This is a genomic window from Peribacillus sp. FSL K6-5616, from assembly GCF_038008245.1.
In the GTDB taxonomy this organism is placed as follows: Bacteria; Bacillota; Bacilli; order Bacillales; family DSM-1321; genus Peribacillus; species Peribacillus frigoritolerans.
Genome location: NZ_JBBOYT010000001.1, coordinates 532,804 through 546,708, shown reverse-complemented (window position 1 = coordinate 546,708; position 13,905 = coordinate 532,804). Strand labels below are relative to the sequence as shown.

Below are 13,905 nucleotides of genomic sequence, written 5' to 3'. Positions count from 1 at the left end.
ATTGTAATGTGACAAAATTGTAATCTTACTTCCTGTTACATCTATGGTGGGGAAAGGGATGAATTTTATAGTATGTAACATGAGGAGGAGATTTACGTTGAAAAAAGTATTACAAACTAAAAATTTATCAAAATCCTATGGAAAGGCACAGGTTTTAAAAAATATTGACCTGATCATAACTTCGGGTGAATTTACAGCTATTATGGGGCCTTCCGGTTCAGGAAAAACAACACTGATGAATGTGTTATCGACAATTGATAAATTTTCTGGCGGGGAAGTCTGGCTTGAAGAGCAGGCCCTGTTGGATTTGAACAAAAAAGCATTGCGCACATTTCGCCAAGAACGAATGGGGTTCATCTTTCAAGATTACAACTTGCTTGATACTTTAACGATTAAGGAGAACATTCTTCTGCCTCTTTCATTAAGGAAATTCTCATCGGATGAGATGGAAAGAAGGCTGAGACCAGTCATTCAGGCATTGAATATTGAAGAATTTCAGGATAAATACCCTACAGAAGTTTCTGGCGGCCAGAAACAACGGGCCTCATCGGCGCGCGCCATTATTACAAACCCTGCGATAGTTTTTGCAGATGAACCTACAGGCGCTCTTGATTCGAGATCGGCCACACAATTATTGGAACAGTTATCGGGCTTGAATGAAACGTTTCAAACGACGATCCTCATGATTACACACGATTCCTATGCAGCAAGCTTCTGTAAACGAGTCATCTTCCTGCGTGATGGGGGAATCGTAAACGAGCTTTATAAAGGTGACCAAAGTCAAAGTGACTTCTTTGATCGGATCCTTCACATCCAGAGTGCCATGGGAGGGAATCAAAGGTGAATTTACTGAATATGACGTTCCGGAACGTTCAGCGCAATTTCCGAGTTTATACGATTTATCTGTTTGCCATGATTACAGGTGTGATGGTCCATTTCACCTTCTCATCACTGATGTATAACCAGGATATATTGGATGTACTCAATAATAAGGAGAGTTTTCAAACGGGGGTGTCGATTGCCTCGGTGGTCATCTTCCTCTTTATCATTTTCTTTATTCTTTATGCTAACTCTTTCTTTATGAAGCAAAGAAAAAAGGAATTTGGACTCTATTTGCTGCTAGGTATGAAAGAAAGCCAGATTACTCGAATGGTATTCGTTGAAAATCTGCTCATTGGATCATTCTCACTTGTAATTGGAATACTCCTTGGCGGTCTGCTGTCCAAGTTTTTCGGTATGGCATTAATGAATTTAATGCAATACGATAATGTCATTACGCTTAATTTTCCTTATCAAGCGATCGGGTCGACAATCTTCCTGTTTCTCTTGTTAGCCATCATTGCAAGTATCCAAAGTTTCTTCATGATCAGTCGCGTACAACTCGTGGAGTTGTTTCATGCAAAAGAGAAAATGGAAAAACCGATACCCTCTTCGTTCATTATGGCAGCTTTATCGTTAATGTTATTAGCAACGGAATTCTTTCTGATAAGCCGGGGCAAAGAATCAAGCATATGGCAAGATCACTTAACTTTTGCCATGATTGCTGTCACAGTCGGCATGATTGGCGGAACGTATTTGTTCTTCCGTCAGTTCTCCGGCTGGCTGCTGCAAAAGATCCGCCAGAAACATAACTTTCATGAAGGCAATCGGGTATTGTGGATCTCGTCATTACGCTTCCAAATAAGGTCGAATACGTTAAACCTTACCTTCATCTCTTTGTTCAGTGCGACCATCATTTTCTTGATCGGATTCGTTTCGATCAATTACGCTGTCCAGTTTGAAGCTGTCGGCAGGAATCTACCGAATGATATTGCGTTCCAATCATTGGATAAGGAAACTAACGAGAAAATTGATGCTAAGATAAAAAATTCCGACCACTCAATTGAATATCATAAAACTCTGGAAGCCTTAGTAGGAAAGCCGAATACAAACATGGACCTTGCTTTTGAGAACCCTGAGTATTTTTCAAAGGACGTTTTTCTTTTTCCAGAAAAAGCATATAACGAAATCATCTCATTGCGCGGAAACCAGGAGGAAATCCATTTAGAAGATATGGAAGCTGTAACTTTGTCACAAGGAACAGATTACCCAAAGCCCTTCCCCTCCGATCGGCTTCCACGTTTTAAAGTGAATGTAAATGAAGATATCACTCTAAAACTAATAGAGAAAAAAGATTACGCATTATTAGGCTGGGCCAGCGACCCTGTTCAATCCATGATATTAAAGCCTGCAGTCCTGATTATTTCAGATGAGGCTTATCAAAACTTAAAAAGCAAAGCCAAAACGGTACATTTTGAAATTTATGAAATCGAAAATGAGAAGCAGGCTGAATCCTTATCAACTGATATACATGCCATTGTTACGAAGAAGCCCGACACTTACTATTCTTCGTTTGCCGATGTGTATTCAAAGCAAATAGAAGGTTCATCTTTAATGTTATTTGCAGCTGCTTTCCTGGCTGTCATTGCCTTGTTTGCATTGGCCAGCGTCATTTACTTTAAACAATTGCGGGAAGCAACGGAAGAACAAAGGCAGTATTCCATTCTGCGGAAGATCGGAACCGCAGACCGTGAATTGAAAAGCGTGATCCGTAAACAACTTCTCTTTGTTTTCTTCCCTCCGCTAGTTTTAGGCATTTTACACAGCTGGCTCATTTTAAAATACTATATCCTGGATTCAGTACAAGATTTCCCGCAGCTTACCTCCATGCTCTGGTTCATCTTTGCTATATACTTTGTGATCTATGTATTGTTTTATCTATCTTCCGCGAATCTCTACTACAAAATCGTAAATCAGAAATATTAATAAAAAACGCAATGGCCTTCATCAAGGTCTCATTGCGTTTTTTTGCATATTGAAATAGGGATCGACATTTTTGGGAAAGTGCATGGCAAATTCGGTATACAAACCCGTTTCAGAGGTACAGGTGATATAGTGACCAAGCTTATTGGATAACTGCTGTGCTAAATATAACCCCATCCCTGTGGATTTTGTGTAGGTACGCCCGTTGGATCCTGTAAAACCCCTATTAAATATCCTTGGTAAATCAGTTTTTTCTATACCAATTCCATTATCTCTAATGATCAGCTGCTTTTCTTTTAAATCAGAACCTGTCTCAATCTTTATTTCCCCTTCTTCTTGCGTATACTTCAAGCAATTTGAAATTAATTGATTCAGGATGAATTGCAGCCACTTGGGGTCACTTTGGATGGTGGTTGGTTCAATCTGTAACCGAAGGCGGATTTTCTTGGAAATAAATGTTTTGGAATGAGTTTTTATGACCTCTTTCACCAATTGGTCCAAATCACAATTCTTGATGTCATAATCCTGATTGAAGTTATCCAACTTTGCGTAATAAAGTGCCTGATCCACATAATGCTCTATCCTTGATACCTCATCATGAAAAATCTTGGCATCGATTTCTGTTTGCTGCATCAATCGCAGCACTGAGATGGGTGTTTTAATTTCATGAAACCACGAAACAATAAAATCATAATACTCGTTTTGCTTCTCATGAATCTGATTGAGAGACCTAATATGTTCCCTTTCCTTCTCTTCAAACAAATGCTGTAAAGAGGCTGCCTCCAAAGAAAGGTTCTCATGATCTTCGTCACCCCTTGCCCGGATTGCACGTAAACTTTGCTGATACCGATACAAAAAGAAAATAATCAATACGAATAGGGTTAATGCCCCCGCATATAGAAAAGTGTTCCAGCTCCATGTCATATTGGGGTCCGTGTAAAACACGGCAGAAACCATGCAAAAGATAAAAACGAATAAAACGATATAAGGCTTCTCATATTTTAAAAATTGGATGAACCTCATTCGATCAGATACCCCATTCCTTTACGTGTCACAATAAAGTCTTCTAATCCAATTCCAGTAATCTTACGCCTTAACCGATTTACATTAACAGTCAGTGTATTATCGTCGACAAACTGTTCATCATTCCAAAGAGCTTGCATCAAGTCCTCTCTGGGTACAATTTTCCCTATTCTGCGCATCATCAACTGCAAAATGATGAACTCATTACGTGATAGTTCAATGGATTGTTCCTCAAATTGGATAGTTGAGTTTGTTACATGCAAAGACAAGTCCCGGTGCGTCAGTTTTAGGTTATGTCCATTTTGATAGGTATAATTCCTGCGTAGCAATGCACTGATTTTTGCTACAAGAACATCTAAATCAAATGGCTTCTGGATAAAATCATCCCCTCCCATATTAATGGCCATGATGATGTCCATGTTTTGATTTCTAGAGGAAAGGAACAGTATGGGCACACTTGAGATTGCACGGATCTGCTGACACCAATAAAAGCCATCAAAGGTTGGCAAGTTTATATCCAATAGTACCAAATCAGGCTGGAATTTCTCAAAATCATCTAAAATGTGGTCAAATTCCATTATCCCCACAACGTCGTATTTCCATTTTGTTAGCGTATCAGCCACAATTTTTCTAATTTTTTCATCATCTTCAACTATCATAATTTTAAACATAACAATCTCCTATTCGAATCGATAAAGGTTTACATGTTCTTTAATATCATTATGCTAATTATTCCAAACTCCTGTCATTTGTACAATACATCACTCAAGAATATGACTCAATTAAAGTAACTATAGAGAAGGAATGAGATAGTGACACCCTGCCCCCCTTTTAGGGAATGTACAATTTGAACGTTGAATCCAGGCACTCGCTTTCCGCGGGCGGTCCGCCATCCGTACCAATCAGCTTTGTTTTAACTTTGAAGCGAATAGTGTTAGTCGACAATATTTTTTCAGCAATTAAATAACCACCAATGGGTAATGACATATCCTATTTTTCGACTTTGCACTCAAACAGAAGGATACCCAAAAAAACTGAAGACATTAATTTTAAGATAAAAAAGTTACCAGTTTGGCCAAAAAATAAGTATAAGAATGTAATAGATTGGATAAACTAATAAAAAAGGAGTGGGAGATTATGGAGACTAAACTTAAAGAAGGAACGAAAGAAATGTGGAGCGAAATTAATGAATGTATAACTCGGAAAATCAATGAAAAGCATGATTTATCTTTTCAAAAGAAGAGCAATGATAATTATATGAATCTATATATTCAAACAGCCGTCTTACACACGTTATTTGAACTATCGGATGAGTTCAGGAAAATCGAAAGAAAATATAACGGATAGTGATGCTTCCGGAAAGGACATGCACTGAATTCACCATAACGGTGGATTAGGATTAAACTCTTTAAGGGAGCCAATTAATCCTAATCCACCTTTTATTTCCAGCATCATTACTGTACCATCTGTTTCCCTTCCCTATAAATCCCTCTTTCTATTCCAACTAGAATCCATGAACCAAATAGAAACCCCACCAGTTTTTAGGGTTGGGTTTTTTCCTGAATTTTACGTTTTAGTATAATGCGAATGATTTTAATGGTACGCTAAGTTTAATACTATAATTTGTTGTTTTATTAATCTGAAATCTTGTATATTTAAATGAGTATGGTAATAACTTACTGACGTTTGAAACGAATGATCGGTAGCAGCTCCGAATAGCTTTTTAATTAGCTAACATCATTGAAAATAAATATTTTTGGAAAGAGAGCTGAAAGCTGATGTTGTGGTCACCACTATTCGAAAATGATGTACCTGCAGTTTTTCTTCCTTAACGGCAGAAAACTTGCATCTCCGTTAGGGACTGGAATGTTTAGTTAAAACGGAGGGTACAAAAATGAAAAACACTATAATAGGTTCTTTATATTTATCACTCGCTGCCAGCATTTGGGGCGGGATGTATGTTGTGGTAAAAGTTGTGGTAGACGTTGTTCCGCCGCTTGAATTAGTATTATTACGATATGTAATTGCGATTTTAGCATTGCTGACAATTGGTTTAATAACAAAACAATCTTGGCGGATTGACAAACGGGACTGGCTTTTGGTTTTCATTATAGGACTTGTTGGGAACACCATTTCCATCGTAACCCAGGAAGTCGGTACGCTGCTATCCACCGCACAAATGGGGGCCATCATCACTTCAACAACCCCTGCATTCATGGTGATATTTGCACGTATCGTTTTAAAAGAAAAGATCACTTTAAAAAAATCTATTTCTGTTATTTTAGCGACACTCGGTGTCGGTATCATTGTCGGAAATGCCCATATTGGCTCATCTCACCAACTTGGGGGCGTATCACTGCTTATTGCTGCGTTAACTTGGGCCCTTATGTCTGTTCTAATCAAACGTGTACCAGGGCAATATTCACAAATTGTTATTACGACCTATGCCGTGCTTGTGGCAATTGTCTTTTTAGCACCTGTTACGATTAGTCGATTGGATGAGCTTGACTTTCAAGCCATCATGCATCCATCCATATGGGGCGGCATTCTATACTTGGGCGTTATTTCAACAGCATGTGCCTTTTTACTGTGGAATCGCGGACTGCAAATGCTTACTGCTTCAAGTGGCGGACTATTTTTCTTTTTACAGCCTATAGTCGGTACTTTTTTAGGTTGGTTAATGCTAGGTGAACAAATCGGCTTGTCTTTTTGGATCGGTACGATCTTAATTTTTACCGGTGTGCTATTAGTCATTCGGGAAGAATGACCCACATTAAGTTTATTAGAATTATATATTAAAAAATGTACCTTATAGAGCAGTCACTCTGAAACAGGCTGCCCATAGGGTATTTTTAGGTTTATAAAGGGGGCTTGTAGAAAAGTTGTTTTTTTGTTTATAATTTCTCCTTCTTATCCCCCATAAGGCGGAATCCAATAATCCATCGCACTAATGGGAAAAGCATTATACTTGCTTGTTTGTCTAATGTAATCCAAACTTCCTTCCTCAAGGCAAAAAGATACTTTCTTTTGTTTATTTCAACCCATTATATCGAAAACCCCCAAAAATACATTCATTACGTAATTATTATCATAATTTTTTGTACATTTCGAAAGAATTTTTGTTATCATTAATTCATAATCTTGGAAATGAATGCTGAATTTTATAACAAAGGAGGAATCGTTTGTGAAAAATCCATATACGGAATTGACGATTGGAATGATGAGAACGGGGATATTAGGATTCGGCGGCGGGCCATCTGTCATCCCGCTCATCCGCCACGAAGCAGTTTCCCGTTATCACTGGCTTGACGATGATGAATTCGGGGACACATTGGCAATTGCCAATATACTCCCAGGACCGATTGCCACGAAGATGGCAGCATATCTTGGTTATAAATTAAAAGGCTGGCCGGGAGCCATCGTAAGTGTGGCGGCTCACGTATTACCTTCATGCATTGCGATGGTTTTCTTGATTGCGTTCATTAATGTTCTAAGTAATTCGGCAATGATCAGTAATATGATCGCTGCTGTCATGCCGGTTGTCGCTGTCATGCTTGGTCAAATGGCTTATGAGTTTGGCGAAAAGGCGGTAAAAGGGTTAGGAAAAGTGCTCGGAATCACCTTTTTTGCGATTTCCTTTTTGCTTCTGCAGGTCATTTCCCTGCATCCGGGTATCGTCATTATGATGTTTCTTTTATATGGGGCGTTTCATTATAAATTAAAGGATAGATTGAAAAATAAAAAGACTGATAGGAAGGAGGAATCCGCTTAATGGGTATTATCATACCAATAGGAGTTACTGTTTTTCTAGCGTTTTTCATTGCCAATATTCTTGGTTACGGCGGAGGTCCAGCTTCGATTCCGCTTATGTATGATCAAATCGTCACCCGTTATGGCTGGCTTGATAATACCGAGTTCTCACAAATGCTCGCGTTAGGAAATTCACTCCCTGGACCCATCGCCACGAAAATAGCCGCATATGTCGGATATGATGTATATGGCTGGCCAGGTTTTCTAGCTGCATTGGCAGGCACGATCATCCCTTCAGCCGTGGCTTTGATCTATCTATTAAAAATCCTGCGAAAATACAAGCAATCGCCTATCGTAAAAGGCATGTCACTACTCGTACAGCCCGTGATCGCGATCATGATGTTATTGCTCACCTGGAATATGGCCGCGGACGCGGTCGGGTCCATCGGCTACATCCATTCAGTCTTCATCGCTGGATTGGCCTTCTTGGCTTTAGGTAAATTCAAGATCCACCCTGCATTCGTAATCATTCTTGCCTTTACGTATGGCGGCTTTATCATCCCGCTCACATAAATAAAAAATCCGCCTGTATAGGGGGATTTTTTTATTAAAGCTTCATGCCCATCCGGCTTTTATAACGTTTAATGAGAATTTGGCAATCAACGCTGACAACACCGACGACCGCATACAGTTTCTCATTAAGAAAGCGTTCCATCTCTTGATTATCAGTAAAGATTCCGTGCATATGGAGTTTACTCGGACCGGTCATATGATATAAACTCGTAACAGCCGGTTCACTTTCTAATTGCTGCGCGACCGATTCCAGATATTTTGGCTCAACCTCCACGTTAAAGAATGCCGAAACATGGATGCCGACCTTAGCTGGATTTATGACCGCAGTGAACCTCTCGATCACACCGTTTTCAACTAGATGATTAATTCTCATCTGAACCGCAACTCTGGAAAGCTCCACTTTCTTCGCTAAGTCGGTATATGAAATTCGTGCATCTTCATGTAAAACCGATATGATTTTCTTATCAATCTCATCAACTTTCAAGCTGGGAATCTTAAAGTCCTCCGCCATCTTACGTAACTCCTTTTCAATTTCTTTACTCCATTATCGCAGAGAACACCATCGGATCACAACAAACTTCCTTTTCACTACTCATAATGCAAGAAATTTTTTCGTATCCCTTTTCAATGAACTCCCTCCTACTTGCCAAGAAATGTCCATCGTTTATGTAATTTTCAAACTTAAGGTGATCAATTCAACCAGCTGGGTGCAGCCGCCAAAAAGATCGATAGACTTAGAGCCCGACAAATTGACAACATCGCCCACACTTCCTTGATATCCTAATAGTCTGCAGTCCCCCTCCTTTTCTAAGATTGAAAGGCGGGGGTTTTACAGACCGTATACTGCAGGATAAAAGTTTATGAATATCCAAGGGACACTTCCTCAACCCTTTGATTGAAAGGTCTTTGCGATATTTTTGTATTCCTCATCATTGAGAATGCCCATTTTTTTGAATAAAGCGGAATATGCCATTATTTTTTTCTGCGTACGGTTTGTACAATTCATATGGATCAGCTCCTTTTTTACATAGTATTCATTCACGACAAAATGTTTCCTTAATACAAAACATTTTGTATAAACTAAGTTAAGAAACGGTCCATTTTCACGGCAGTTTCCATTCGTTAGAGGTGTAATTAAAATAAGTTCTATATGAATAATTAGTAACAACTTCGAAAAGTGTTATGTTTAATGGTTTCGCGTGGAAAATTATGTTCTTCCACGGTTGCCGCATAGCAATCCTACGTATATGTTTTGGGAGAAGTGGCTAAATACAACCTGATTCCCCCCTGCACAGGACTTAAAAAAGTGACAGTTTTGGCCCATTAAACGGAATGTCTCTCTTGCAACAAGTCATCATTCGGATTATCGTTGTTTAATAGATGCGAAGAAATTGAAATAAACTGCATACTTTCTTCATACTTTTTCGCTAAACTGACTTTATTCAATAAGAAGGTGAATAATCCTGAAAATCTCCTTTAAACTCGGACTATCTATATTTATTTGCATTTTTTTGATGGAAACCGTCTCCATGATTTACTTGCATAATAAAGTGATCCATTCCCGTATCAATCAAGAATTGGAATCACTGAAGGCCCGTGGCAATAGTCATCGTGATGTGTTGGAAATCACGTATTCCGACTCTACCCTTAAGCATATCGGCCTGATGGAATACCATACCGATACAGATGTCGTGATTACGAATACAAGAGGAGATATTCTGATATCTTCCGCAAAGGTAAATGGGGGAATGAACAAAATCTTGGCAAAAAACATCCCCCAAGTACCCCGAAAAGGTATGGTCCTCCAATCAAGTTGGAAGGATGAAAGATATATAGCCACCGTTACGCCATTTATCAGTGATAAAGAAAAAAAAGGCTATGTTTATATGTTCAAAGATACTAGAGATGTTGAGGATTTAATCGCACAATTGAATAGGCATTTCCTTTTTGCGACTGCATTGCTCCTTTTATTCATGCTTATCACCATCTATTTTCTATCAAAAGCTTTGACTAGACCGCTTATTTCGATGAAGGAAGCGACAACCAAACTCAGCAAAGGGAATTTTTCAGTGGCTGTGCCGGTACGATCACATGATGAGCTCGGGGAGCTTGCCCAATCAATTCAAAGCTTGGCTAATGAATTGAACTATTTAAAGAAGGAACGCAATGAATTTTTGGCAAGTATCTCCCATGAACTGCGCACGCCGCTAACTTATATCAAGGGATATGCTGATATAACCCGACGGAAAGATTTGGATGCATCCGAACGAACAAGATACTTAGAGATCATCCATGATGAATCCGAACGATTAAACAGATTATTGGACGAACTATTCAATATGGCTAGAATGGATGTAAATACATTCACCATATCAAAAGAAATCGTCCAGCTCTTTTCATTCCTGCAAAACATTCATGAAAAAGTGCTGCCGGCTTTTGCAAATGAAAGAATTCAATTGAATCTGGAATGCAAGGATGACTTATTTATAGATATAGATCCCTCACGGTTTGAGCAAGTCATTCTTAACCTGTTGGATAATGCACTGAAGTACTCGAACGAATATACAGTCACCACCATCAAAGCCACTGAATGCAATGGCTGGATTTCCATCTCCATAATCGATCAAGGGGTTGGCATTCCACCTGAAGATGTCCCCCATATCTTTGATCGTTTATATCGTGTCGAGAAATCACGTGCCAGAGATACCGGCGGATTCGGATTGGGGCTCTCCATTGTCAAGCAATTAGTGGAGATACAAGGTGGAACCATTTCGGTTAAAAGCAACTTGGAGCAAGGAACGTGCTTCACTATCACATTTAAGGAGAAAACAAATGAAGACAGTAGTTCTGGTTGATGATGAACAGAGAATGCTTGATCTATTAGAGCTATACATTAAACCTCACGGATATACATGCCTGAAGATGAAATCTGGACTTGAAGCCTTACAGTTCTTAGCGCGTGAACATGCGGACATAGTACTTCTTGATGTAATGATGCCTGAGATGGATGGGTGGGAAACGTGCGAAAGGATCCGTGCGTTTTCCAGCATTCCCATAATCATGCTCACCGCCCGGGATGCTGCACAAGAAATGGTGAAAGGGTTGAAAAAGGGTGCAGATGATTATATTACGAAACCCTTTCATGAAGATGTTTTACTCGCCAGAATCGAAGCAGTGACGCGGCGGGTGCATAATCAGGATGATTCTTTGACCTTTAGGGGGCTAAAATTAAATGAATCTGCTTATGAAGCACATTATGATACCAAAACAATTCCATTAACACCGAAAGAGTTCTCACTGCTGTGCTTGTTTTTAAAATCCCCAGATCAAGTGTATTCCAGAGACCACCTGCTTTCGACCATATGGGGTTTTAAAACGGATACCGAAGATCGGACAATCGATTCCCATATTCGAAATATTAGAGAGAAATTGCGTCATGCCGGTTTTCCAGCAGATCAACATTTGAAAACGGTCTGGGGCATCGGGTATAAATGGAGTTCTGTGGATTGATATGAATTTCATTTCTGAGGCATTACTATCCAGCGGCCCTTTCTCCATTGGTGTAAGTTTAGTATTCAATATATTGATCAGCGTGCTTGGTTTTATTCCAAGTGTATTCATCACGGCCGCCAATATCAGCGTATTTGGATTTGAAAAGGGATTGATCCTTTCTTACATGGGAGAAATTGCCGGTGCAGTGGTCAGCTTTTGGTTATATCGAAAGGGCTTTCAAACATTCAAACCCGAGTTCATGAAGAACCGGTGGGTCAAGAAGCTGCAAAAGTCACAAGGGTTCCATGCATTTTGGATGATCCTGATGCTTAGGCTCCTTCCTTTTATACCATCCGGCGTAATCAACCTAACAGCAGCATTAAGCAAGACGGGAATGATGATTTTCTTCCTCGCCACCTCCATCGGAAAACTGCCTGCCCTCCTTGTCGAGGCATATTCGGTAACACAGGTATTGAAGGCATCGGACGATGTAAGAATTGTTTTGATACTGTTGATTCTCGTAATCGCAGTCGTTTATTATTTTAATAGAAATAAGAAAAAAGGAAGGGAGTAAAAAGCTTCACTACTTTTTTGGTAAATTGAAGCGATCCATTTACCATTTTACAAACTCCTTAGTTTTTTCAAGAATCGTTACCCCTTTATCTCCATGGGTTAACGACCAGATCCAGAAGGCGACCAGTTCGCAATTTACTATATCCCTGTGCTGCGAACAGTATCGCGCCTTTTTTTCTGTGCCGCCTTTCATCAAAATAGCAAAAGTAAGACATCACAATGGATGGGTCGAAATGCTTTCCTTTTTGTTCGTTTATGAAAAATAATGCCCGCTCCACTGACCAGGAATCTTTATAAGGCCTTATGCTGGTCAATGCATCAAACACTGGCTACGATTCGAGCTTCCAAAGGGATTTCCTCCCCTTTCAAACGGTGGGGATATCCCGTTCCATCCCATTTTTCATGATGATGGAGGATGATGTTTTCAGCCACTTCCAGGCTGCTGATCACATCATTGTTGATTTCCCTTTCAAAATCTATACCTCCAATAATCTGCTGGATTTCCAACTCTGTCTCTTAGTCACTATTCTCATTGTCACGGCTCACTCCGTTCATGATTTGGAAGATAGGTTAAATGAACTATATCCGGATGATAAGGTATACAATACCATACAAGTTTTATATACAATAGTTACTAAGCATCGTTTTGTGAGTAAGAGATAGATGACAAGTTTCTGTCTGCACCAGGTCCTTTTAAGCATATTGCATGACGAAGGGTAAATGGGTTCATTTCCGCGAATGTTACACTTATATAATGAGATGATGCCTATACTATCTTCCTGTTTTCTGGAAAAAAGAATGAATTTATTGTGTTTTAATGGGAAATTCCTTTATAATGCGCATTAGATGATTTTTTAGCATTGAATACGAGAGGAGACTGAAATATGAAGAAACTATTGTACCCAATCATCATTGGATTATTGGCAGTTGTTCTAACGGCTTGTGGTTCGAACGATGAAGCTGATAAGAAAAATGACGAGAAAGAGACTAAAACAACTGAGAAAGAAACGGCTAAAGCAACTGAGGAACAGCAAAAACAGATGGAAGAAATGCAAAAGAAACTAGACAAGCAAAAGGTAGATGAAAAGAAAACGGTAGCCATCGTCAATGACGAAAAAATTTCAGGTGCGGAATATAATACCGTGTTGTCCACCACACAAATGCAGATGCAGCAATTCGGACAAGACCCAACATCCAAGGAGGGCGCCAAACAAATTAAAGAGCAAACGCTCAACTCTTTAGTGGGGCAAACATTGCTGCTTCAAGCAGCTGATAAAAAGGGCTACACAGCTTCCAAGGCCGAAATTGAAAAGCAACTTGCCGAAATCAAGAAGCAATATGAGAGTGAAGAAAAATTCAAGGCGGCATTGAAGCAAGCAGGTCTGAACTCGGAAATGCTGAATGCCCAGATCGCAGAGAACATCCCATATACGAAGTACGTTGAAAAAGAGATTAAAGTGGAAGAAGCAACTGATGAAGAAATCCAAAAGTATTACGACCAGGTTGCGGAGCAAGCTAAAACAAGCGGACAGAAGGTACAGAAACTCGAAGAAATGAAGCCGCAAATCAAGGAACAACTAGAGCAGCAAAAGAAACAAGAAAAGCTTGTGAAGCATGTCGAAGAACTTCAGAAAAATGCTAAGGTCGATATTAAGATTTAATGATGAAAAGAGCTGCCGAATTTGGCAGCTC

14 protein-coding genes are annotated in these 13,905 nt (G+C 39.5%); 10 read left to right on the top strand and 4 right to left on the bottom strand.

Features of this window, described 5'->3' with window-relative positions; genetic code table 11:
- Positions 1-97: 97 nt before the first annotated feature.
- Positions 98-844, top strand: a complete 747-nt coding sequence (locus MHB45_RS02615; protein WP_340907308.1) for an ABC transporter ATP-binding protein — start codon at positions 98-100, stop codon at positions 842-844.
- On the top strand, positions 841-2,805 hold the full coding sequence (locus tag MHB45_RS02610) for an FtsX-like permease family protein (RefSeq protein WP_161922769.1): 1,965 nt from the start codon (positions 841-843) through the stop codon (positions 2,803-2,805). Before MHB45_RS02615 ends, MHB45_RS02610 begins: the two co-directional genes overlap by 4 nt.
- A 21-nt stretch (positions 2,806-2,826) precedes the next feature.
- Here the strand turns inward: MHB45_RS02610 and MHB45_RS02605 are convergent, their stop codons facing one another.
- Together MHB45_RS02605 and MHB45_RS02600 are read right to left on the bottom strand one after the other, a co-directional pair.
- Positions 2,827-3,825, bottom strand: coding sequence for a sensor histidine kinase (locus MHB45_RS02605; protein WP_048689674.1), 999 nt, complete (start codon positions 3,823-3,825; stop codon positions 2,827-2,829).
- The gene (locus tag MHB45_RS02600; protein ID WP_072272501.1) at positions 3,822-4,496 is read right to left on the bottom strand and encodes a response regulator transcription factor; all 675 of its coding nucleotides are present in this window, start codon (positions 4,494-4,496) and stop codon (positions 3,822-3,824) included. The genes MHB45_RS02605 and MHB45_RS02600 overlap by 4 nt, the downstream gene beginning before the upstream one ends.
- Before the next feature lie 466 nt (positions 4,497-4,962).
- Here MHB45_RS02600 and MHB45_RS02595 point away from each other — a divergent pair, with 466 nt between their 5' ends.
- The 4 genes from MHB45_RS02595 (at position 4,963) to MHB45_RS02580 (ending at position 8,148) form a co-directional block, all read left to right on the top strand.
- A complete protein-coding gene (locus MHB45_RS02595) occupies positions 4,963-5,172 on the top strand; it encodes a hypothetical protein (protein ID WP_048689679.1) in 210 nt (69 codons plus the stop codon).
- Between the two features lie 547 nt (positions 5,173-5,719).
- Complete coding sequence (locus MHB45_RS02590; RefSeq protein WP_048689680.1) at positions 5,720-6,592, top strand: DMT family transporter; 873 nt, start codon at positions 5,720-5,722, stop codon at positions 6,590-6,592.
- A 417-nt stretch (positions 6,593-7,009) separates the two neighbouring features.
- Positions 7,010-7,597 (top strand): chromate transporter, encoded by a 588-nt coding sequence (locus MHB45_RS02585; protein WP_202186219.1) that lies wholly within the window; start codon positions 7,010-7,012, stop codon positions 7,595-7,597.
- The gene (locus MHB45_RS02580) at positions 7,597-8,148 is read left to right on the top strand and encodes a chromate transporter (RefSeq protein WP_072272499.1); all 552 of its coding nucleotides are present in this window, start codon (positions 7,597-7,599) and stop codon (positions 8,146-8,148) included. The genes MHB45_RS02585 and MHB45_RS02580 overlap by 1 nt, the downstream gene beginning before the upstream one ends.
- A gap of 34 nt (positions 8,149-8,182) precedes the next feature.
- Here the strand turns inward: MHB45_RS02580 and MHB45_RS02575 are convergent, their stop codons facing one another.
- A complete protein-coding gene (locus MHB45_RS02575; protein WP_034315019.1) occupies positions 8,183-8,659 on the bottom strand; it encodes an Lrp/AsnC family transcriptional regulator in 477 nt (158 codons plus the stop codon).
- 1,018 nt (positions 8,660-9,677) lie between these two features.
- Here MHB45_RS02575 and MHB45_RS02570 point away from each other — a divergent pair.
- From MHB45_RS02570 to MHB45_RS02560, 3 genes are read left to right on the top strand one after another with little or no spacing between them, the layout of a single operon-like run.
- A complete protein-coding gene (locus MHB45_RS02570; protein WP_318260533.1) occupies positions 9,678-11,003 on the top strand; it encodes a HAMP domain-containing sensor histidine kinase in 1,326 nt (441 codons plus the stop codon).
- The gene (locus MHB45_RS02565) at positions 10,981-11,658 is read left to right on the top strand and encodes a response regulator transcription factor (RefSeq protein ID WP_048689691.1); all 678 of its coding nucleotides are present in this window, start codon (positions 10,981-10,983) and stop codon (positions 11,656-11,658) included. Before MHB45_RS02570 ends, MHB45_RS02565 begins: the two co-directional genes overlap by 23 nt.
- 1 nt (position 11,659) lies before the next feature.
- Positions 11,660-12,214, top strand: coding sequence for a TVP38/TMEM64 family protein (locus MHB45_RS02560; RefSeq protein ID WP_340907302.1), 555 nt, complete (start codon positions 11,660-11,662; stop codon positions 12,212-12,214).
- Positions 12,215-12,531: 317 nt separating this feature from the next.
- Here MHB45_RS02560 and MHB45_RS02555 read toward each other — a convergent pair whose 3' ends face one another.
- Positions 12,532-12,720, bottom strand: coding sequence for an HD-GYP domain-containing protein (locus MHB45_RS02555; RefSeq protein WP_301294350.1), 189 nt, complete (start codon positions 12,718-12,720; stop codon positions 12,532-12,534).
- Between the two features lie 377 nt (positions 12,721-13,097).
- Here MHB45_RS02555 and MHB45_RS02550 point away from each other — a divergent pair, with 377 nt between their 5' ends.
- On the top strand, positions 13,098-13,874 hold the full coding sequence (locus MHB45_RS02550; protein WP_048689699.1) for a SurA N-terminal domain-containing protein: 777 nt from the start codon (positions 13,098-13,100) through the stop codon (positions 13,872-13,874).
- The last annotated feature ends 31 nt before the right edge of the window (positions 13,875-13,905 follow it).